The sequence below is a fragment of the Bhargavaea massiliensis genome (assembly GCF_050480245.1).
GTDB lineage: Bacteria > Bacillota > Bacilli > Bacillales > Anoxybacillaceae > Anoxybacillus.
Genome location: NZ_JBCNEQ010000003.1, coordinates 69,320 through 89,686, shown reverse-complemented (window position 1 = coordinate 89,686; position 20,367 = coordinate 69,320). Strand labels below are relative to the sequence as shown.

General features: G+C 41.2%; 23 protein-coding genes and 1 tRNA gene. 7 read left to right on the top strand and 17 right to left on the bottom strand.

Annotated elements, in window-relative coordinates; genetic code table 11:
- Position 1 precedes the first annotated feature (1 nt).
- The 6 genes from pstC to ABEV15_RS01190 form a co-directional block, all read right to left on the bottom strand.
- Positions 2 to 952, bottom strand: coding sequence for a phosphate ABC transporter permease subunit PstC (gene pstC, locus ABEV15_RS01215; protein ID WP_498852154.1), 951 nt, complete (start codon positions 950 to 952; stop codon positions 2 to 4).
- Between the two features lie 75 nt (positions 953 to 1,027).
- Positions 1,028 to 1,990 carry a PstS family phosphate ABC transporter substrate-binding protein gene (locus ABEV15_RS01210; RefSeq protein ID WP_498852153.1) on the bottom strand — a complete coding sequence of 321 codons (963 nt, stop codon included), beginning with the start codon at positions 1,988 to 1,990 and terminating at the stop codon, positions 1,028 to 1,030.
- 114 nt (positions 1,991 to 2,104) lie between these two features.
- The gene (locus tag ABEV15_RS01205) at positions 2,105 to 4,258 is read right to left on the bottom strand and encodes a peptidoglycan D,D-transpeptidase FtsI family protein (RefSeq protein ID WP_498852152.1); all 2,154 of its coding nucleotides are present in this window, start codon (positions 4,256 to 4,258) and stop codon (positions 2,105 to 2,107) included.
- Between the two features lie 61 nt (positions 4,259 to 4,319).
- Positions 4,320 to 5,534 (bottom strand): MFS transporter, encoded by a 1,215-nt coding sequence (locus ABEV15_RS01200; RefSeq protein ID WP_429630763.1) that lies wholly within the window; start codon positions 5,532 to 5,534, stop codon positions 4,320 to 4,322.
- A gap of 91 nt (positions 5,535 to 5,625) precedes the next feature.
- Positions 5,626 to 6,234, bottom strand: coding sequence for a superoxide dismutase SodA (gene sodA / locus ABEV15_RS01195; protein ID WP_429630765.1), 609 nt, complete (start codon positions 6,232 to 6,234; stop codon positions 5,626 to 5,628).
- A 171-nt stretch (positions 6,235 to 6,405) separates the two neighbouring features.
- Positions 6,406 to 6,479 (bottom strand) — tRNA-Ile (locus tag ABEV15_RS01190).
- A 128-nt stretch (positions 6,480 to 6,607) separates the two neighbouring features.
- Here ABEV15_RS01190 and ABEV15_RS01185 point away from each other — a divergent pair.
- The 3 genes from ABEV15_RS01185 (at position 6,608) to ispG (ending at position 9,167) form a co-directional block, all read left to right on the top strand.
- Complete coding sequence (locus ABEV15_RS01185) at positions 6,608 to 7,387, top strand: DUF1189 domain-containing protein (RefSeq protein ID WP_498852151.1); 780 nt, start codon at positions 6,608 to 6,610, stop codon at positions 7,385 to 7,387.
- Between the two features lie 294 nt (positions 7,388 to 7,681).
- Complete coding sequence (gene yqfZ, locus ABEV15_RS01180) at positions 7,682 to 7,987, top strand: protein YqfZ (protein ID WP_429630769.1); 306 nt, start codon at positions 7,682 to 7,684, stop codon at positions 7,985 to 7,987.
- A gap of 85 nt (positions 7,988 to 8,072) precedes the next feature.
- Entirely contained in the window at positions 8,073 to 9,167 is a 1,095-nt protein-coding gene (ispG, locus tag ABEV15_RS01175; RefSeq protein WP_429630771.1) for a flavodoxin-dependent (E)-4-hydroxy-3-methylbut-2-enyl-diphosphate synthase, read from the top strand.
- Positions 9,168 to 9,188: 21 nt separating this feature from the next.
- Here ispG and ABEV15_RS01170 read toward each other — a convergent pair whose 3' ends face one another.
- Entirely contained in the window at positions 9,189 to 9,527 is a 339-nt protein-coding gene (locus ABEV15_RS01170; protein WP_429630773.1) for a DUF4190 domain-containing protein, read from the bottom strand.
- 128 nt (positions 9,528 to 9,655) lie between these two features.
- On the opposite strand from ABEV15_RS01170, the gene ABEV15_RS01165 reads away from it, so the two are divergent.
- On the top strand, positions 9,656 to 10,231 hold the full coding sequence (locus ABEV15_RS01165; protein WP_429630775.1) for a hypothetical protein: 576 nt from the start codon (positions 9,656 to 9,658) through the stop codon (positions 10,229 to 10,231).
- 1 nt (position 10,232) lies between these two features.
- Here the strand turns inward: ABEV15_RS01165 and ABEV15_RS01160 are convergent, their stop codons facing one another.
- The 4 genes from ABEV15_RS01160 to ABEV15_RS01145 all read right to left on the bottom strand — a co-directional run bounded on the left by ABEV15_RS01160 (position 10,233) and on the right by ABEV15_RS01145 (position 13,206).
- Positions 10,233 to 10,658, bottom strand: a complete 426-nt coding sequence (locus ABEV15_RS01160; RefSeq protein ID WP_498852150.1) for a Fur family transcriptional regulator — start codon at positions 10,656 to 10,658, stop codon at positions 10,233 to 10,235.
- Positions 10,659 to 10,664: 6 nt separating this feature from the next.
- Entirely contained in the window at positions 10,665 to 11,498 is an 834-nt protein-coding gene (locus ABEV15_RS01155) for a metal ABC transporter permease (RefSeq protein WP_498852149.1), read from the bottom strand.
- A 14-nt stretch (positions 11,499 to 11,512) separates the two neighbouring features.
- Positions 11,513 to 12,268, bottom strand: a complete 756-nt coding sequence (locus ABEV15_RS01150) for a metal ABC transporter ATP-binding protein (RefSeq protein WP_498852148.1) — start codon at positions 12,266 to 12,268, stop codon at positions 11,513 to 11,515.
- A 62-nt stretch (positions 12,269 to 12,330) separates the two neighbouring features.
- Entirely contained in the window at positions 12,331 to 13,206 is an 876-nt protein-coding gene (locus ABEV15_RS01145) for a YitT family protein (RefSeq protein WP_498852147.1), read from the bottom strand.
- Positions 13,207 to 13,291: 85 nt separating this feature from the next.
- Here ABEV15_RS01145 and ABEV15_RS01140 point away from each other — a divergent pair, with 85 nt between their 5' ends.
- Complete coding sequence (locus ABEV15_RS01140) at positions 13,292 to 13,546, top strand: DUF2624 domain-containing protein (RefSeq protein ID WP_429630785.1); 255 nt, start codon at positions 13,292 to 13,294, stop codon at positions 13,544 to 13,546.
- A gap of 23 nt (positions 13,547 to 13,569) precedes the next feature.
- Here the strand turns inward: ABEV15_RS01140 and ABEV15_RS01135 are convergent, their stop codons facing one another.
- Together ABEV15_RS01135 and ABEV15_RS01130 are read right to left on the bottom strand one after the other, a co-directional pair.
- Entirely contained in the window at positions 13,570 to 14,457 is an 888-nt protein-coding gene (locus ABEV15_RS01135; RefSeq protein ID WP_429630787.1) for a deoxyribonuclease IV, read from the bottom strand.
- A gap of 25 nt (positions 14,458 to 14,482) precedes the next feature.
- Complete coding sequence (locus tag ABEV15_RS01130; RefSeq protein WP_498852146.1) at positions 14,483 to 15,763, bottom strand: DEAD/DEAH box helicase; 1,281 nt, start codon at positions 15,761 to 15,763, stop codon at positions 14,483 to 14,485.
- Between the two features lie 158 nt (positions 15,764 to 15,921).
- Between ABEV15_RS01130 and vrrA the strand changes: the two genes are divergently transcribed.
- On the top strand, positions 15,922 to 16,371 hold the full coding sequence (vrrA, locus tag ABEV15_RS01125) for a VrrA/YqfQ family protein (RefSeq protein WP_498852145.1): 450 nt from the start codon (positions 15,922 to 15,924) through the stop codon (positions 16,369 to 16,371).
- Between the two features lie 67 nt (positions 16,372 to 16,438).
- Positions 16,439 to 17,386 carry a 4-hydroxy-3-methylbut-2-enyl diphosphate reductase gene (locus ABEV15_RS01120; RefSeq protein ID WP_429630793.1) on the top strand — a complete coding sequence of 316 codons (948 nt, stop codon included), beginning with the start codon at positions 16,439 to 16,441 and terminating at the stop codon, positions 17,384 to 17,386.
- A 9-nt stretch (positions 17,387 to 17,395) separates the two neighbouring features.
- Here ABEV15_RS01120 and ABEV15_RS01115 read toward each other — a convergent pair whose 3' ends face one another.
- From ABEV15_RS01115 to ABEV15_RS01100, 4 genes are all read right to left on the bottom strand, one after another.
- The gene (locus ABEV15_RS01115; protein WP_429630795.1) at positions 17,396 to 18,514 is read right to left on the bottom strand and encodes a Nif3-like dinuclear metal center hexameric protein; all 1,119 of its coding nucleotides are present in this window, start codon (positions 18,512 to 18,514) and stop codon (positions 17,396 to 17,398) included.
- A complete protein-coding gene (locus tag ABEV15_RS01110) occupies positions 18,511 to 19,215 on the bottom strand; it encodes a tRNA (adenine(22)-N(1))-methyltransferase (RefSeq protein WP_498852144.1) in 705 nt (234 codons plus the stop codon). Before ABEV15_RS01110 ends, ABEV15_RS01115 begins: the two co-directional genes overlap by 4 nt.
- Before the next feature lie 91 nt (positions 19,216 to 19,306).
- Positions 19,307 to 19,669, bottom strand: a complete 363-nt coding sequence (cccA, locus tag ABEV15_RS01105; RefSeq protein ID WP_429630799.1) for a cytochrome c550 — start codon at positions 19,667 to 19,669, stop codon at positions 19,307 to 19,309.
- A gap of 108 nt (positions 19,670 to 19,777) precedes the next feature.
- Positions 19,778 to 20,311 carry a hypothetical protein gene (locus ABEV15_RS01100; RefSeq protein ID WP_429630801.1) on the bottom strand — a complete coding sequence of 178 codons (534 nt, stop codon included), beginning with the start codon at positions 20,309 to 20,311 and terminating at the stop codon, positions 19,778 to 19,780.
- Between the last annotated feature and the right edge of the window lie 56 nt (positions 20,312 to 20,367).

Genomic DNA, 20,367 nt, shown 5'->3' with positions numbered 1-20,367 from the left:
ATTAATACTCCTCCCTAAAGCGACGAGAAATGTATTGCGCGAGTAAGTTCATGGCTAATGTGAACACGAATAACGTCATCCCGACCGCATAAATGCTGTAATAAACTGTTGTTCCATATCCAGCATCTCCCGTTGTCACTTGAACAATGTATGCTGTTAACGTTTGAATCGATTTTGTCACATCAAACGTAAAGACTGGAGACGAACCACCCGCTACTGCTACAATCATCGTCTCACCGACAGCACGAGAAATTGCCAGCATAAACGATGCCGCAATACCTGACGTCGCTGCAGGAAGGACGACTTTTAACGCCACTTCTAACTTTGTTGATCCGAGAGCGAGCGCTCCTTCACGAATGGAGTTTGGTACGGAACTCATTGCATCTTCAGATAAAGAAGCAACCATTGGAATAATCATAATTCCCATGACAATTCCTGGGCTTAACGCGTTAAAAATCCCGAGATCTGGAATGATCTTTTGTAAAAGAGGTGTGACGAACGTTAATGCGAAAAATCCGTACACAATCGTTGGAATTCCCGCCAACACTTCTAATGTCGGTTTTAATACTTTTCTTGTTTTTTCAGACGCATACTCACTCAAGTAAATCGCTGAAGCTAAACCGATTGGAATCGCAACAATCATCGCAATCGCTGTTGTTAACAGCGTTCCTGTAACAAGTGGTGCAATACCAAACGAGCCCGTTTTTTCATCCCACGGAAGCCATTCTTTGCTCGTTAAAAATTCAACAATAGACACTCGTTCAAAGAAAATAAACGTTTCAAATAACAATGTAAGTAAAATACCGATTGTCGTTAAAATAGAAATTGTTGCTGTCAATAGTAACAATTTTGGCATTAACCATTCAACAAACTGTTGTCCGCTTTGTTTTTTCTTATTTTCTTTAATCATTTCACGGACAGAATATGAACGATTCCCATCTGTCATCGCCATAATATGAAAACCCCTTTCCAATTTCATGACAAGATGAGAAGCAACGATGTTGTCGCTTCTCATTTTTACGTTTTGTTATCTCAATCCTTCAAGCCTTTTCAGTTGCTCTTGATATTGTTCTTCTGGAAGCGCTACGTAACCAACTTCTTCAGCAAATTCTGCACCGTTTTCTAATAAGAATTTCGCAAAATCATATACCTGAGATTTTTCTTTTAATGATTTTGTATTCGCATAGACAAATAACGGGCGAGAAAGTGGTGCATATTCGCCACTTTGGATCGTTTCATGCGTTGGTTCAACCGGACCGTTTCCATTATCAATTGGTACAGCTTTTAATTTATCTTTATTTTCGATGTAATACGCAAATCCGAAGTAACCGAGAGCGTTTTTGTCGCCCGAAATTCCTTGAACAAGGACGTTATCATCTTCAGATAATTGCGCTGTTTTGTTTAACGGTTGTCCATCTAAAATGACTTCATCGAAATAATCAAATGTACCAGAGTCATGTCCTGGCGAGAACAATTTAATTTCTTCATTTGGCCACTCTGGGCGAATGTCTGACCATTTTACTTTGTCATCACCGCTTACTGCACCTGATGTGAAAATTTTCTTTAGCTCATCGACTGTTAAATAATCGACCCAGTCGTTATCTTTATGCACTAAAATAGAAAGTCCATCGAATGCAATTTTGAACTCTTCAAATTGAATGCCGTTTTGTTCAGCAGCTTTCTTTTCTTCATCTTTAATTGGACGAGAAGCGGTTGAAAAGTCTGTTTCCCCTTTTGTAAACTTTTCAAATCCGCCACCTGTTCCGGACAAACCAACAGATACTTGTACATCTGGTTTTTCACCCGCATACGCTTCAGCGGCTGCTTCTAAAATTGGGTAAACTGTCGATGATCCATCAACAACAACGTTACCACTTGATGCTTCTCCACCATTTTCGCCGCCTTGTTGAGCGCCACCGCCACAAGCAGTTGTAAATGCTAATACAGCGCTTGTTACACTTGCGAGTGCAAACCATTTGTTTTTCTTCATCTTTTGATTTCCCCCTACTTTTTTCATTAATTTTTGTCCCACGAGTTATAGAATAATGGAAACGTATTAAATTCGTTTTAAACGAATGTTAAGCTTTTGTAAATTCGCTTTCTTCTATCTTTCCATTGTTTGTTCATCATTATTCAACGGTTCAGTAGGGGTCTGCTCATTTGATTGACGCTGCGCTTTTAAGTCGAAATATGCATCTAAAATTTTTCTTCCGATGTAGTTATTAATCGGATAATGGTTTCGCGGATTTTGATATACCCACGGCACGACGACAGCAAATGCAACTTCTGGGTTGTTGTAAGGTGCGAAACCAACTAGCGTCAAATTGTACGTCGATGTCATTCGTTTCGATTTGATTGGTCCATCATAAAACGCCTGTGCTGTTCCTGTTTTTCCTGCTGGATCATACGGAGCATTCGCAAAAAATGCCCGCGCTGTTCCGTGCGAACCGTGCATGACGCGATAAAATCCTTCTCGTACACGCTCAATATACTCTGTTTTCATATCAATCCGATTTAACACTTTCGGCTCAAACGAATAAATAACGTTTCCGATTTGATTTTTTTCGCTAATTGGTTCACGAATTTCTTTTACGACATGTGGCTGAATGCGATATCCTCCGTTGGCAATCGTTGAAACGTATTGCGCCATTTGGATTGGCGTATATACGTCAAACTGTCCAATCGCTAAATCAAGCAAGTGACCAGGAAGCGTACTTTGTCCAGGCCACCCGATAATTTCCCCTGGCAAATCAATCCCTGTTTTCACACCTAAACCGAACTGATTAAAATATCGCCGCATAATCGAAAACGCTTCTTTTTTAATCGGCAACGGTTGATGCGGACGATATGTAGAACCTGCGATCGCAATAGCTGTTTTAAACATATAAACGTTTGACGACATTTCAAGCGCTTTTAAATCGTTCATCGGTCCAGGACGAATACCGCTATGCGATTTTTTCGTCTTGGTTCCTTTAATATATAACGGCTCATCAATAAGCACTGTACCAGGTCGAATGACGCCGGTTTGAAAACCGGTTAAAACAGTAGCACCTTTCACTGCTGATCCCATCGCATAAGCAGATGTGATTGTTCCAAGGGCATAATCTTTGAACACTGCTTTCCCATTCTCATCACGTGTATACAGTCTCCCTGCTAACGATAAAATTTCCCCCGTATTCGGGTCCATCATGACAACAAAAGCGCGATCAAGCAATTCGGTTCCACCGCGCCGCTTCATTGTCGTTAATTCTTCTTCAATAATTTGCTCGACGCGTTTTTGTAGCTCCATATCGATCGTTAAAACGATGTCTTTCCCGCGTTGTCCTTGCGATATTTCAATCGTTTCAATAATATTCCCCGCTTTATCGGTCACATTTTTTATTTTTGCTTTTTGTCCGCGCAACACATCTTCATATTGAGCTTCAATGTAACTTTTTCCGACGCGGTCATTTCGGCTGTAATCGCGCGCTAAATAATAGTCAAGCTTCTCACGCGGCAGCCCTTCCTCTGACGATGTAATATTTCCAAGCACCGTGCGAAATGTATCGCCATATGCATAATGGCGGTTCCAATCGGTCGTCACATCTACGCCCGGTAACTCTTCTAAATGTTCGCTAACAACCGCATATTCTTCGTCCGTTACTCCTTCATTTTTTATCATTTGCGGCGTTAAAGCGTATCCACTATTCATTTCCCGAAAAATCGCAACAACTTCAAGTTCACGTTCTTTAATCGTTTTTACATCTTCTTCTGTAATGCGTTCGAGTTGTAGTTGGTAAATATCTTTATCTGTTAATTTTTTAGCGCGAAACTGCTTCCATTCTTTTTCTGTAATTTTTTCTTTCGCTTTTTCTTCATTAGTCAAAATCCAATAGTCTTTTATATCTCGTTCTGTCACCCGATCTGCCGGCTTTTCAATGTATGTTGCTAACTTTTTCGCTATCGCAATCATTTCTGACGGCTTGGTTGTTTGCGTACGTGTATACGTGATCGCATGAAGCGGTTCGTTATCGACGACAACTTGATAGTTTCGGTCATAAATTTTCCCGCGCGGTGCTGGCGTGTTGACTATTACGTTTTCTGTCCGCTCAACTTCTTTTCGATATTGTTCACCGTAAACAATTTGAATGACGCCCAATCGTAAAATAAGCGCGGAAAACAGTAAAAACACAATAAAAAATAGCACATTTAAGCGAAACGGCAACTGCATTCTTTTTTTCTTTTTTTTCGCTTTTTGAGCATGTTGTAGTTGTCTCAAAACGAGCGAGCACCTCCTTTACTTGCTCCTTCCTCATTGTAAAAGAAATGCTCGCAAATTTCTACATAGAAAGTCGAATGCGACGCACAAAAAAATAAATAATGAAATAACCGGCTCCGACAATTAACATTAATAATGGAATCGCCTCTTTTGCATCAAATAACGTAATGGCTAATAAAAACAACAAGACAGACGTTGCACGGCCACCGTTCAAAAATAATTCTCTCATCACAATATATTCAATGCGCCACTCCTTTGCACGATTGCTTTGTCCAATGACGTCAAATGTAAACGACAAATATGGGACAAGCAAAATCGGATAACCAACAGCAATAAGCGCACCGTATACGATCAGTTTGAAGTAGGATAAATCGAACACGAGCAAAAATACAGAAGCATACAATAGCACGCCACCAAATAAAATGGCATGCAGTCGCCAGCGTTGCTTTATATATTTAGAGGCAAGCGAATACGTAATAAACGAAACGACCGCATTGACGAAACCGAATACGCCAAGTGCTTTTTCTGTTCCTGTTTCCATAAATAAGAAAATAGAAACGATAAACACAAATGTTCCTTCCCGAAATCCTTGAAAAAAGTGGGCGTTTGTAATCATTTTCCAATTTTTATTTTTCTTTCGTTCATCGTATACTGAACGAAGCGCAAATCGTCCTGATGAACTTCTTCGGTGTAAGAAAAAGCTGAGGATCACGGCAGCGATAAACAAACATAGAGAAGCTAAAAAAATCGCCATATACCCCGTAAACTTCTCACTTGAAGCGATGACCCATCCAGCAATTGGGGGGCCGATCATTCCTGCAACGGACGTCATCGCCCCAAGCAGCCCGTTAAATAAATCGCGCGTATCTGGCTCTGTAATTTCAAACGTTAATACGTTAAATGCTAACCAATAAAACCCATAGCCAATACCGAGCAATCCGCCAAGTAAAAATAAATGGTTCATCGCTCGATCCCCGCTAAATAATACAACTAAAAAAAAGAGCGCTAGAAACGTGACGCCCACTCGCAAAACGATGACACGATCAATCTTTTTCGCGATTTGTCCAGCAACAATAAATGCAAGTGGCTGCCATGTCACAATAGCTAAATTGTACACACCTAACGCATGGAAACTATTTGCTTTTTTCCAAACGTATACGTTCACAAACGTATTCGACAAAGCAATGCTAAGCGAATACAATCCGCCAATAGTTAATAATAAAAATAATTGTTGATGCGTGCGAATATGCGCCATCATTCGTTTCCATCTGTTCATAGGCAAACTCCCTTTCTTGACAAGTAGTTTGCCTACTCTTTTACAGCGATATACAAAAAGAGCTCGACAAATTTTGTCGAGCTCTTTTTTGTTATTTCGCTGCTGCGTAACGTTTTGCAACTTCGTCCCAGTTTACAACATTCCAAAATGCTGCAATATAATCCGGACGACGGTTTTGATATTTTAAGTAGTACGCATGCTCCCATACGTCTAATCCTAAAATTGGTGTTTTTCCTTCCATTAATGGTGTATCTTGGTTTGGTGTGCTTGTTACTTCAAGTTGACCGTTATGAACAACAAGCCACGCCCAACCAGAGCCGAAACGTGTTGCTGCTGCTTTTGAAAATTCTTCTTTAAATTTTTCGAAGCTACCAAATGTGCTGTTAATTGCTTCCGCTAATTCCCCTGTCGGTTCGCCACCGCCATTTGGTGAAAGAATGGTCCAAAAGAGCGAGTGGTTCGCATGTCCTCCTCCGTTGTTGCGAACAGCTGTGCGAACGTTTTCAGGCACTGCGTCTAAATTAGCCATCAGTTCTTCAATCGTTTTGTTTTGTAATTCTGGATGACCTTCGAGTGCTGCGTTTAAGTTAGTTACGTACGCGTTATGATGTTTTGTGTGATGAATGTTCATCGTTTCTTTGTCAATATGTGGCTCTAACGCATCGTACGCATAAGGCAATTGTGGTAATTCAAATGCCATGCTTCATTCCTCCTTAAATTATATTATGTAATCGTCCACTAATGAAACCGATAAATCAGATTAAGAAACAGAAAAGTTTCATAAGTGAACCTACTTTAAGAGTACCAAAATGAATCGAATGTTTCAAATTATTTGCAAAAAAAAACTCGCTGATTGACTCAGCGAGGCAAATGGACCCTGCAGGACTCGAACCTGCGACCAGACGGTTATGAGCCGTCCGCTCTAACCAGCTGAGCTAAGGGTCCAATTTATCCGATGGTAATTCTAGCAAAAAAGGTGAAGATCGTCAACACATGAAACGTGTGAGACAAAATGGTTGTGCAGCAAACATAAAAAGAAGTAGAATGAGAAATGATGCTTTGTAAAGGATGTGATGATGATGTGGAAACGATTGTTACAAAGTCTTTATTCTCCTGTACATATCGCTCGCTTTCGCTTTCATCCGATTGGAAAGGCGATTAGCTACGTGTTTTTTTTATCGCTTATTGCAACGTTGCCGATGGCCATTTACTTCACGATGAGCATAAACAAAATGATCGGCTCAACCAACCAACTATTAAAAGAAGATCTCCCGCCATTTGAAGTCGTCGATGGAACATTGACATCAAATGAAAATGAACCAATCGAGCTCACTTATCCGAATGTAACGATTTTGTTTGATAGTACAGGAACGCTCACAACGGATGATGCAGAGCGTTACACAAACGCTGTTGCCTTTTTGAAAGAGGAAATTGTCCTTGTCGCCAATGGACATGTTCAAGCCTATCCATATGCTATGATGCAAGTAGATCGTTTTACAAACGAAGACGTATATGCGTTTACTCGAACGCTTCAATCGTTGCTTCCTATTGTCATTTCGCTATCGTTTCTCGTTTTATACTTTTTCACATGTACGAGCAAGTTTCTTTACGTGACTGTCCTTGCGTTCATCGGTCTGATTTTCCGCGAGACGTTAAATAAGCGTGGAACGTATCGCCATATGTGGAGCATATCGGCTTACTCCATCACACTAACAACGATCTTTTTTACTATGATGGAAGCGTTGCAAATTGTCGTTCCTTATGCTGTCGCTTTAGACTGGTTTGTTTCTGTAACGATTTTGTTCGTGTCGATCAAAGAACTTCCTTCCAATCGAGTAGGAGGAGGTGATTAACCTCCTCCTACTCGATTAATTTGAATGCTGCCCTGAACCTCCCGATGGCTAAAGCCACGGGGTTCTTGTGTACTATAGAGCTTCTTCCATACCTTCGCATGGATAGTAATTGCTGTTTTATTTGTGCACGCACAGCACGTCCCCCCTTCGACAAATACAGACAAAGAATACCAAAATAATATCAATACCATGTTAAAGAAGTGTAAAGCAATGTAAAGGAAATGTAATTTTTAAGCATATATTTCTTGGACAAGCCATATGGATTAGGAAAGAAGTACAAAGCGGGGGAATGTCATGAAAAAAGTTTTCCTCTTTCTCGTCCTTATTGCCATATGTGCGATTGCATATCACGATGTAACAAAAGGAACCATTTATACAGCTAGCGTCAAAAAAACAATCGAGCAAACAAATGAGCTGCCATATCGTGAAGTAACTGTTCAACGAGGCGATACGCTCCTTTCTATCGTCGAACGCGAAATGAACGGAAAATTGCCGGTGTCGATCGATCGGCTGATTGACGATTTTCAAACGTTGAATCCACATGTAAACGCTCAATCACTTCAAATCGGTAAAACATATCGTATTCCGCTCTATAAATAGAAATAGCAAAAACATTGTCAACAAATAAGAAACATTGCTACAATAAAAAATGATTTGATCAATACGTTAAAGGAGCGATTGACGCGTGAGTGAAATCATTCATCGTTCGAAAACCCGTCCCGTTCGCGTTGGAAACATTACGATTGGCGGGAACAACGAAGTCGTCATTCAAAGTATGACGACAACAAAAACACATGATGTAGATGCAACCGTTGCTCAAATACATCGACTTGAAGAAGCTGGATGCCAGATCGTTCGCGTCGCTTGCCCTGATGAAAGAGCAGCAAACGCGATTGCTGAAATAAAAAAACGCATTAATATTCCGCTCGTTGTTGATATTCATTTCGACTATCGCCTTGCTTTAAAGGCGATCGAAAACGGTGCGGATAAAATTCGCATTAACCCAGGAAACATTGGAAAACGAGAAAAAGTAGAAGCGGTCGTCAAAGCAGCGAAGGAACGTGGGATACCTATCCGCATCGGCGTAAACGCTGGCTCACTTGAAAAACGCATTTTGGAAAAGTACGGATATCCAACGGCGGATGGAATGGTCGAAAGCGCTTTGCATCATATTCGCATTTTAGAGGATCTTGATTTCCAAGACATTATCGTTTCCCTGAAAGCTTCCGATGTTCGTTTAGCGATTGAAGCATATGAAAAAGCCGCGCGCACATTTGACTATCCGCTTCACCTTGGCATTACTGAATCGGGTACGTTATTTGCAGGAACAGTAAAAAGCGCGGCGGGACTTGGCGCCATTTTAAGCAGAGGAATCGGCAACACGGTGCGCGTATCTCTTAGCGCTGATCCTGTTGAAGAAGTGAAAGTGGCGCGTGAATTGTTGAAAGCGTTCGGTCTTGCAGCAAATGCAGCGACATTAATTTCATGTCCGACATGCGGGCGAATCGAAATTGACTTAATTAGCATTGCGAATGAAATCGAAGAATATATTGCAAAAATTAAAGCGCCAATTAAAGTAGCTGTACTTGGTTGCGCAGTGAACGGACCAGGAGAAGCGCGCGAAGCGGACATTGGCATTGCAGGTGCGCGTGGCGAAGGCTTATTATTCCGCCACGGAAAAATTGTACGTAAAGTACCAGAAGAAACGATGGTGGAAGAATTAAAAAAAGAAATTGATAAATTAGTCGAAGAGTATGCGCTGAAAGGAAAACGAAAATAAGAGGGGATTTTCCCCTCTTATTTACCAAAATCGGACGAAAAAGCTTAAAATAATGGAAACAGCACCAATTCCAATCGCCCAAGCACCTAATGTTTCTGCTCCTCGACGCTGAGCGATAAATCCAAAAATGATGCCGGCTGCTCCCATAATGACTGGCATAAGGAAAAGAGAAACAACCGATAATGCAAGTGCAAGCCAGCCAACGCCGCGACCGCTTTCTTCACGATCCACTTCTTTTTCCGAAAATCGAGCTGGCTCAGCGATTTCACTTGCTGTTTCTTCCATAAAATCCCGTTCAACATTTGGAACATTATCCACTCTTGCATTGTCATACGATCGACGCAGACGTTTATTGGCCATGACAATTCCCTCGCTTTCGTAAAATGAGGAGCACTATTATTATGGAATAAGTGGTGCATTATTATAGATGTTACTTTATGTCAATGTTATAATGGGCAAGGAAATCACATGAGAGAGGATGGACAAACATGGTCAAACGACGATTTGGCATTGATATCGATGGAACAGTCACGTGCCCAAGTACGTTCATTCCATATTTAAACGCATCGTTTCAAAAAAACTTAACACTTGATGATATTACCGATTACGATTTAGTTCCTTTTTTAGACACGACTGAAGAAAAATTAAATGAGTGGATGGAACAATATGAGCCGATCATTTATAGCGAAGCGCCTCTTGCGAATGGAGCATTAGAAGTCATCAATAGTTGGAAGGACGAGCATGAATTGTATTACATTAGCGCACGTGGTCGCCACTTATATGAGATAACAGAAAAATGGTTTCAACAACATAGTATTCATTATCATCACATAGAGCTTGTCGGTTCGCATGATAAAATTGAAGCAGTAAAAAAATATAAGATCGACGTCTTTTTTGAAGATAAATATGATAACGCTTGTGATATTGCTGAGCAATGTCTCATCCCTGTCATTTTGTTTGATACTCCATATAATCGCGGTCCTCTCCCGAAAGGAGTCATTCGCGTATACAATTGGCATGAAGCAAAACAGCAAGTAGAGCAATTGTTTGCAACAACAAGCTGACTTACATGTCAGCTTGTTGTTGACACATCGGGCACGTTCCATACACTTCAAACTTATGCCCAGAAATCGCATATCCTTTCAAATCCTCCGCTAATTCAGCCATCGGACACGTCACAAGCTCTTTTGTTTTTCCACATGACATACAAATAAAATGATGATGGTGATGATGCACATTGCACGTAAACCGAAAACGCTTCTCTCCAGAAAGTTCTGTCATTTCCAAAATACCTAGCTCAACAAATAACGCCAAATTGCGATAAACTGTATCAAAGCTAAGCCCCGGATACCGTTCTTTCATCACATCGAGCACATCTTTTGCTGTTAAATATTTATCCGTATTCGCAAATAACTCAAGCATTTCCTCGCGCTTTCCTGTGTACTTAAACCCTTTTTTTTTCATTAATCGTAGCGCTTCAGAAACGTTCACGCATTGTCATCCTCTCTTCCATTTTTTCCACATAATCGCCCCAATTAATATACACACAGCTAACAATACAATTGTTCCACCAGGAGCTAAATTTAAATAATAAGAAAGAAATAAACCGACAATCACAGCGAACTCACCAAATGCAACAGACAACCATAACGCCTGTTTAAATCCTTTCGCGATCCGAATGCTTGCTGCAACCGGAAGCGTCATAAGTGACGATACGAGCAAAATGCCGACAATTCGCATCGAAGCGGCAATAACGAGCGCAACTAAAACAATGAAAACAAAATGGAGCGCTTTGACTTTTACCCCTGATACTTGTGCATATTCTTCATCAAATGATAAAATAAACCATTCTTTATAAAACAAAAAAATGACAGCGAGCACAATGAAAAAAATAATACTAATGGTCCATACGTCCGTCCGACTAACTGCACTTACGCTCCCGAATAAATACGAAAACAAATCTGTATTAAACCCATCTGCAAGCGAAATAAAAATAACGCTTAGCCCAATGCCCCCGGATAAAATAATCGGAATAGCTAATTCTTGATAATGTTTATACACCGTACGCAATTTTTCAATAAATAACGAACCGACAACGGAAAATGCCATCCCAATATAAATCGGATTGAACGTCGCAAAGGTTAAAAATTTTTTTTGCACAAATAAGCTTGCTGCAATTCCCGCGAGTGTGACATGGCTTAACGCATCGGCAATAAGCGATAGCCGGCGAACGACAATAAACACACCTAAAAGAGGGGCTAGCAAACCGATTAATACGCCGACAATAAACGCGTTTTGTAAAAACCCATACTGAAACAATGCCTCTAGCATATCCCCTCTCCTTTCTATGCATGATCGTGAGCAAGTAAATGAAGATAATGCCCGTAAAACGATGCTAAATCTTCCGTTTTAAGCTGTGCGAACTGTTGCACACTTCCGTGAAAATGTAAATGTTTGTTTAAACAAGCTACATGCGTCACTTTTTCCGTAATCGTTCCAATATCGTGTGTAACAAGAAGCAATGTCATGTGATACTGCTTATTCAACCGTTCAAGCATGTCATAAAAGCTTTGCACATGATGCGCATCGACCCCGACAGTCGGCTCATCTAAAATTAAAAATTCGGGTTGTGACACAATTGCACGAGCAATAAATACCCGTTGCTGTTGACCACCTGAAAGTTCGCCAATGTTCCGATTGATCAATGGGCCCATGCCAACAGCGTCAATGGCTTCACGTACCGCCATTTCATCGCTTTTTTTTAATCGGCGAAACAAGCCGAGCTTCCCGGTTAAACCGCTCGCTACAACTTCATACACCGTAGCAGGAAATCCGGTATTAAAGCTATTAGCCTTTTGGGATACGAATCCAATTTTGTGCCAATCTTTAAACTGCTCAATTGGCGTGCCAAATAAAAAAATACGTCCCGTTTGCGGCTTTAACAACCGTAAAATACATTTTAACAACGTCGATTTCCCTGAACCGTTCGGACCAACTAAACCGACGAAAGCGCCTTTTGGAATGTGAAAATTGATCTGTTGCAAAACATCTTCATCTTCATAGCGAAACGAGACGTTCTCAACACGTAAAATATGTTCCATCATTTGACCACCTTAATTCAAAATGATTCCGATTCAACTGTAGTATAGCGCATTTGTTTTCATTAATGAATAGCCGATTTAAATTTCGCCCCGCGCACTTCTTGTGTATTCATAATTGTAATGAATGCATTTGGATCAATTTCATATACAATTGACTTGAGTTTCGTCACTTCCAAGCGCGTAACGACGGCATAAATGACTTCTTTCTGTTCATCGGTATATCCGCCTTTTCCTATCAACTTCGTCGTCCCGCGTCCAAGGCGATTTAAAATCGCATCTGACACGTCTTCGTAACGATCTGATACGATAAGAACTGCTTTTGTTTCATCTAGTCCTTGAATGACCGTATCAATCGTTTTAAAAGCAATATAATACGTTAAAACCGAATACATCGCTTGTTTCGGCCCAAATACAAACGCTGCCCAAGTAAAAATAAAAACGTTCATAAACATCACAAATTCCCCGACAGAAAACGGCAACTTTTTCGTCATTAAAATGCCTAAAATTTCTGTTCCATCTAATGAGCCACCGTGGCGAATGACAAGTCCTACACCTGCACCAAGAATGGCCCCACCAAACACTATTGATAAAATGGAATCTGTTGTAAACGGGGATACATGGTGTAACAGCCGCTCCATGACAGCTAAAACAACGATGGAATAAAGCGAGGAGAGCATAAACGTTTTCCCGATTTGTTTATAGCCAAAATACATAAATGGCGCATTTAGCAAAATGACGAGCGTCGCAAAGTTCAACCACGCATAATTTGGAAGAATGTGATCAAGAATTAGGGAAATACCAATCACTCCGCCGTCAATAATTTCATTTGGCACTAAAAATAATTCGATTGATAATGCAGCAAGCGTCGCACCAATCGTCATCATGACAACGCGATACAACAAATGGCTAATCGTCTCTTTTTTATGTTGTCTCTTCATTCCAATCTCCCCTTTCATCTATTTCATTATACCATTTGCACACCTTCTTTTTTCCTTTCATATCGTAAACAAGGAGGGATGTAACGTGAATGTGTATCATAAAATCGTCCAACGTAAAATGAAGTCCATGACGGCAAACGAGTTAATGATGTATGCAAAAGAGTACAACGTTTCACTTTCGCCACAAGAAGCGGATATTATTATTCAAATGATGCGCGAAAAAACGATTGATGTGTTTAACGAACAAGCGAGGAAAAATTGGATTCGGGAGCTCGCTAACCGCACATCGCCGCAACTCGCTAAACAAGCCAATGACTTGATTCGCCAATTTATACAGTAAGAAGGCTGCCAACTAGCAGCCTTCTACCCAGCAATTTTTTCGCGAACGTTCGGATCAAACTGTTGTGCACGCAACATCGCAATTTCAAATTTATATGGCGGTTTCGCAGACGCTTTCCCACCAACATATGGCGTTTCTAAAATTTTTGGCACATGCATGAGCTGTGGATGATGCACAATGTAATTTAATGCGTCAAAACCGATATGACCGAAGCCGATATTTTCATGACGGTCTTTTCGGCTTCCGCATGGATTTTTGCTATCATTAATATGCAATACTTTTAGCCGATCAAGTCCAATGATGCGATCAAATTGCTCTAATACGCCGTCAAAATCATTCACAATATCGTATCCTGCATCGTGTGTATGACACGTATCAAAACAAATGGACAGCTTATCATTATGGGTCACACCGTCAATGATTTTCGCCAACTCTTCAAAGCGACTTCCACATTCTGATCCTTTCCCAGCCATCGTTTCGAGCGCAATTTGCACATGCTGGTCATTCGTAATCACTTCATTTAGCCCTTCAATAATTTTCGCAATACCTGCTTCAATGCCCGCTCCAACATGCGCGCCAGGGTGAAGGACGAGCTGTTTCGCACCAATCGCTTCTGTCCGTTCAATTTCCGAACGTAAAAAAGAAACGCCAAGTGAAAACGTATCTGCATTTATCGTATTGCCAATATTAATAATGTACGGGGCATGTACGACAATTTCAGCAATGCCGTGCTCTTTCATATGGGCAATTCCTTTGTCGATGTTTAGCTCTTCGATCGGTTTACGCCTTGTATTTTGTGGTGCTCCCGTATAAATCATAAACGTATTTGCTCCATACGATACAGCTTCTTTACTTGCAGCTAATAACATCTCTTTGCCGCCCATCGATACGTGTGAACCGATTTTTAACACGCCATTCTCTCCCTTATTTCTTTTTCTATTTCTTTTTCGCTTTTTGTTTTTTCAACTGCTCCCGCAATTTTTTCTTATATCCCGGTTTTACTTTCTTTTGTTTTTTCGCTATTTTTTCGACAAGCTGCTCCACTTCATCAACTTTTTTCTCTTTTTTCCGCCCGTTCCATGCATCGAGCTCCACCCATTCGCCATGACGCAAGTCGCGATGGAGAAAACGAATTCCTTTTTTCTCTAACTTCACTAGCGCATGTTGGTCTGATTGTTCGTAAATCGTTGTGGCAATACCTGTATAGCCAGCCCGTCCTGTTCGTCCAGCACGATGAATGTAAAAGTCTAAGTCTGTCGGAAGCTCATAGTTCACGACGTGGCTAACGCCTTCAATATCAATTCCGCGCGCTGCCAAGTCTGTCGCAACAATATATTGAAATTGCAAATCGCGAATCGCTTTCATCATTTTTTTTCGCTCGCGTGGGGTTAGATCCCCATGTAGCACCCCTACTTTTAATCCTTTTTCAATTAAACCGTTTGCTACTTCATTGGCTGTTTTTCTCGTGTTCACAAACACAATAGCTAAATACGGGTTATAAGCAAGCAATACATCGTGCAAAAGCTGCAAACGGTCACGGTGGCGAAGCGGAATAAGAATATGATCAATCGTTGGTGCTGATGCTTGTTTCGGAGCGACATGAATGTGAGTCGGATTTTCCATATATTTTTTCAAAAACGGTTTTAACTTTTCTGGAATCGTTGCAGAAAAAACAAGCATTTGTAGATCCTCTGGCATTCGTCCTGCCACGCGATCGACATCTGTAATAAATCCCATATCAAGCATGACATCTGCTTCATCAACAACAAGCATGCGAGCTGTATGGACAAATAACGCTTGTTCGCGAACGAGATCATCAATGCGCCCAGGTGTCCCGATGACAATATGCGGCTGCGTTTTCAGCTTTTCCATCGCCCGTAACTTATCTGTTCCACCGACAAAACAACGCGCTGTCACACGATGATCATGTGGACAAAATTTCGTAATTTTTAATACTTCATGATAAATTTGCGTCGCCAATTCGCGCGTTGGCGCTGTGATAACCGCTTGTACTTCCTCAACGTGCGGATCAATGCGCTGAATGATTGGCAATAAATAAGCATGCGTCTTTCCTGTTCCCGTTTGCGACTGGCCGATGACGCTTTCACCACGCAACACCGCAGGAATGACACGCTCTTGAATCGGTGTTGGTTTATGAAACTTTAAGTGATGAATCGCTTCTATAATAAACGGGTGAAACGCAAAACGTTCAAACACGGTTTCCCACCCTCTTTCTCATTCAGTGAAAAAATAAACCTGTTACACATTATATACGAACATAAACGGTTCATTCAACTATATGAGCTTCGCTGCATATCGTAATATAGATGAAAAAAGCACAAAGCTTCACCATGTAAAAGAAAGGAGGAACGCCATTGCGACATCCATTTATGTTTCCATCTTCTCGTTCACCGATGCCACCAATGTGGCGACACCCTATGACGCCACAAGCACAAGGAGGCATGTTTTCGCGATTATTTGGCAGCCAACTCCCTACACAGGCACTTGGCGCTGGCGGAGCATTTCCGAACATTGATTCGATGTTAACGAATGTACAAAAAATGTTAAACATGGTTCAAACGATTACACCAATGGTGCAACAATACGGTCCACTCATTAAAAGCTTCCCATCGATGATGCGGCTTTTTCGCGAAATAAAAAAATCTGACACAACAAACGAAACGAATGAAACAGCAAGCGAAACAAGCGCTGCGACAACAGAGCAACAAACAAAGAAAAAACAACGTCCCGTCCCAACAAAGCGCGAACAAAAACAAGAAAAAGCGAATGAAAAAGGGGGGTCTGTACCAAAACTATATATTTAACTTTTGTATGTTCGCCCCTTCTTTTATATAATGAAAACGACAAACACGCCAAGAAGGAGCGATCCATATGGAAGTCATTAAAATTACGCCACGCGGATATTGTTATGGAGTCGTCGATGCGATGGTCATCGCCCGCAACGCTGCACTCGATCCGACGTTGCCAAGACCGATCTACATTTTGGGTATGATCGTTCATAATAAACATGTAACCGATGCATTTGAAGAAGAAGGAATTATTACACTTGACGGCCCGAATCGACTTGAAATTTTAGAAAAAATCGATCGCGGAACAGTCATTTTTACCGCTCATGGCGTTTCACCTGAAGTCAAACAGCGTGCAAGAGAAAAAGGGCTCGTTACAATTGACGCTACGTGCCCCGATGTCACAAAAACGCACGACCTCATTCGCGAAAAGGTAGCTAACGGCTATGAAGTCATTTACATCGGAAAAAAAGGACACCCTGAGCCTGAAGGAGCGATTGGCGTTGCTCCGCATGCCGTTCATTTAATTGAAAAACCTGAAGATGTGGAACAGCTGAACATTCAATCGAAACGAATTATTGTGACAAATCAAACGACAATGAGCCAATGGGACGTTGCACACATTATGGAAAAAGTAAAAGAAAAATATCCACATGTTGAAATGCATCGGGAAATTTGTTTAGCGACGCAAGTGCGGCAAGAAGCCGTTGCTGAACAAGCAAAAGAAGCGGATGTCACGATCGTGGTCGGCGACCCAAGAAGCAATAACTCGAATCGACTTGCGCAAGTGTCCGAAGAAATTGCTGGAACGAAAGCTTATCGCGTTGCTGACGTGACAGAAATCGACATTGAGTGGATTAAACATGCAAAAAAAGTAGCGGTCACTGCTGGCGCATCCACGCCAACACCAATCACAAAAGAAGTGATTGACTTTTTAGAACAGTTTGACCCGAACAATCCAGAAACATGGAAACGAGAAAGAAAAGTACCGCTAACAAAAATTTTACCAAAAGTGAAAAAAAGAGGCGAATAAGCCTCTTTTTTATATGAACGTAAATGGTTCTGTATTCACTTGCGACACGTATATATCAACTGCAAATTTTTGTTGTGCGCACATCGTTTTTAATACGTGCGCTACCCCTTCTTTCATCACCTTTTCGACATGATGCCCCGGGTCAACGACGCTTAAACCGAGCATTAACGCGTCATGTGCAACGTGATAATATAAGTCCCCTGTCACATACACATCGGCACCGCTCATTTTTGCTTCGTGAATATATTTATTTCCGTCACCGCCGATGACCGCTACTTTACGAACGTGATTCGTCAGCTCGCCAACGACACGAACAGTCGGCACACGCAATGATGTTTTCACGTGTTCAGCAAACTGTTGTAACGTCATATCTTCACTTAACGTTCCAATTCGCCCAAGACCATAGGCCGTTCCTTTATTGTCAAGCGGATATACATCATACGCCACTTCTTCATATGGATGAGCTTGTAACATCGCTTGAACAACCTTTCTTTGCAAACGTGCAGGAACGATCGTTTCGATACGTACTTCTTCTACTGTCTCTAGCTTCCCTTGTTGGCCGATAAATGGATTTGCTCCTTCTTCTGGTAAAAACGTGCCTATTCCTTCGCTATTGAATGTACAATGGCTATAATTTCCGATATGTCCAGCACCGGCATCGCCAATTGCTTTGCGCACCGCATCTGCATGTGTGCGTGGCACATATACGACGAGTTTTTTCAGCGGCTCTTCGTACGTTGGTACGAGAACGTCAACGTTTTGCAATTGCAGCGCTTCAGCGAGCCAGTCGTTTACACCGCCCTTAGCTATATCTAAATTCGTATGGGCAACATAAACGGCTATATGATGTTTCATACATTTCTCGATCATGCGACCATACGGCTGATCGGTCACAATATGTTTTAACGGGCGAAAAATCGGTGGATGATGCGCAATAATTAAATCAATGTGCTGTTCAATCGCTTCATCCACTACATGTTCTAATACATCTAACGTAATCATGATGCGGCGAATCGGCTTGTTTAACGTACCAATTTGCAAACCGATTTTATCGCCTTCCATCGCTAAATGTTTTGGAGCAAACTGTTCGAACAGTTGAATGATTTCATATCCGTTCGGTGTTTTCATCGCTTCAAGACCTCCTCTACCATACGTAATGTTTCGATCAGCTGATGTTTCTTTTTCATTGCTTCTTCCTTTTTCGCATGTTTCAGTTGCTCGATGACATCACGCCAATGATTCATTTCTAACGCCCATTTTTTTTCAAATACTTCATTTCGCTCTTTCAATAAAAACGGACCGAGCAACAATTCGACATGAAGCTGCGTATATGGCCGATAAGGATTGCCGCGCTCCGCAACAAGCACTTCGTAAATTTGCCCATCTTCTTCTAAAATGCGTTCATCCATTAGCTCCCACCCATTTTCTAACAGCCATTTCCGTACGATATGCGCACCGACATTCGGCTGTAAAATGAGACGCTTCACAGCTGTTAACTTTTCTTTTCCTGCTTCTAAAATGTTCGAGATGAGCGTTCCACCCATCCCGGCAATCGTTACACAATCCACTTCGTTTGGCGCTACAACTTGTAGGCCGTCTCCTTTACGAACGGAAATGACGTGAGAAAGTCCGCATTTTTCCACTTGTTGCTTTGCTGAACGAAACGGCCCATCTGCCACTTCCCCCGCAACCGCTTTTGTTATGTATCCGTGCAAATATGCATAGCATGGCAAATATGCATGATCTGAGCCGATATCTGCAAGTATGCTTCCTTTTGGAATGAATGAAACAACCGTTTGTAGTCGTTTAGATAGCTGTAATTCATTCAATGATGATCACCACACTTTTTTCTTCAGTTTATCATGTTTTGCAAAAAACGAAAAATCCCTTCACCGAAGTAAAGGGACTTTTTTGCTTCGTTTATTTCAATTCAGCAAGCCATTTTGCCATTTCTTCTGCTTGATCCGCAGGCACTAACCCTCCAGGCATGCTTCCGCGACCGTTTATGATGACTTCTTTAATTTGCTCAACAGATAGACGGTCACCTACACCTTTTAATGCTGGACCAACGCCACCTTCATAGTTCGCACCATGACATGCCACACAGCTTTTTTTGTAGATGTCTTCTGGACCAGCAGCTGCTGTTTCTTCTGTCTTCGCGCCGCCTTCTTTCTCTTTCGCAACTTCTTTCATATCTCCAAGGCCTTTCACAGACAGAAAGAAAACAAGACCAATTCCCATTACCATAATAAGTACAAATGGGATTAACGGATTGCGATTCATACTTTACCCTCCCTTATGTAATAAAGCATGTCTTTCAAAATGAAAACGTTACAAACAATTTTATTGTACTTTAAATTCCCATAAAGGAAAAGCCCATATGTAAATTTTTTAAATGAAAAAGGAAGAAAAAAGAAGAATGATGCCGACAACGCCTGAAATAATGAAATACATAAGCGAAAAACGCCAACCGATGAACAGCCAGACGAAACAATTGCACATGACAGTTATAGCTAATACGACCGCGTTTCCTAAAAAGTAAAACTCGCATGCGCGAATAGAGAGAAGAAGAAGTGATAAAGCACCAACAATTAAAGCAATATGAGTTATCATTTTGTTTTTTGCTAAAAAACGAACAGCAACAAAACAAATTATGACAAAAAGTGACAAAATGAGCGTTTGCAAAACAAACAACAATTCAGTAAAATAAATGACAAGAAGAACAAAAGGTAAAAAAATACCGATCATCATGGCGGTTGCGCGAATCGCCCATGTCGGAACTTGCTTCACCGTTTGCTCGGCGTCATCGCGGTTCCCTTCCGTGTACAGTGCAAGCAAAAAGTCGCAATATTGTTCCGGCAACAGTCGCGTTTGTTTCCAATACTTAATTTCGTTAATAATGATTTCTTTTCGTTTTTGTTCCATTGAACACGCATACCTTCCTAAATAAAGAAATAGCTTACTTCCATTGTAAGAAGTAA

What these genes read in the sequence shown, in the direction of transcription:
- ABEV15_RS01115 (WP_429630795.1), bottom strand. Translation starts at nt 18,514, where the DNA reads ATGAAAACACCGAACGGATATGAAATCATTCAACTGTTCGAACAGTTT.
- ABEV15_RS01185 (WP_498852151.1), top strand. Translation starts at nt 6,608, where the DNA reads ATGATGATGTGGAAACGATTGTTACAAAGTCTTTATTCTCCTGTACAT.
- ABEV15_RS01150 (WP_498852148.1), bottom strand. Translation starts at nt 12,268, where the DNA reads ATGGAACATATTTTACGTGTTGAGAACGTCTCGTTTCGCTATGAAGAT.
- ABEV15_RS01170 (WP_429630773.1), bottom strand. Translation starts at nt 9,527, where the DNA reads ATGGCCAATAAACGTCTGCGTCGATCGTATGACAATGCAAGAGTGGAT.
- cccA (WP_429630799.1), bottom strand. Translation starts at nt 19,669, where the DNA reads ATGAATCGCAATCCGTTAATCCCATTTGTACTTATTATGGTAATGGGA.
- ABEV15_RS01145 (WP_498852147.1), bottom strand. Translation starts at nt 13,206, where the DNA reads ATGAAGAGACAACATAAAAAAGAGACGATTAGCCATTTGTTGTATCGC.
- yqfZ (WP_429630769.1), top strand. Translation starts at nt 7,682, where the DNA reads ATGAAAAAAGTTTTCCTCTTTCTCGTCCTTATTGCCATATGTGCGATT.
- ABEV15_RS01210 (WP_498852153.1), bottom strand. Translation starts at nt 1,990, where the DNA reads ATGAAGAAAAACAAATGGTTTGCACTCGCAAGTGTAACAAGCGCTGTA.
- pstC (WP_498852154.1), bottom strand. Translation starts at nt 952, where the DNA reads ATGGCGATGACAGATGGGAATCGTTCATATTCTGTCCGTGAAATGATT.
- ABEV15_RS01120 (WP_429630793.1), top strand. Translation starts at nt 16,439, where the DNA reads ATGGAAGTCATTAAAATTACGCCACGCGGATATTGTTATGGAGTCGTC.
- ABEV15_RS01200 (WP_429630763.1), bottom strand. Translation starts at nt 5,534, where the DNA reads ATGAACAGATGGAAACGAATGATGGCGCATATTCGCACGCATCAACAA.
- ABEV15_RS01100 (WP_429630801.1), bottom strand. Translation starts at nt 20,311, where the DNA reads ATGGAACAAAAACGAAAAGAAATCATTATTAACGAAATTAAGTATTGG.
- sodA (WP_429630765.1), bottom strand. Translation starts at nt 6,234, where the DNA reads ATGGCATTTGAATTACCACAATTGCCTTATGCGTACGATGCGTTAGAG.
- ABEV15_RS01155 (WP_498852149.1), bottom strand. Translation starts at nt 11,498, where the DNA reads ATGCTAGAGGCATTGTTTCAGTATGGGTTTTTACAAAACGCGTTTATT.
- ABEV15_RS01165 (WP_429630775.1), top strand. Translation starts at nt 9,656, where the DNA reads ATGGTCAAACGACGATTTGGCATTGATATCGATGGAACAGTCACGTGC.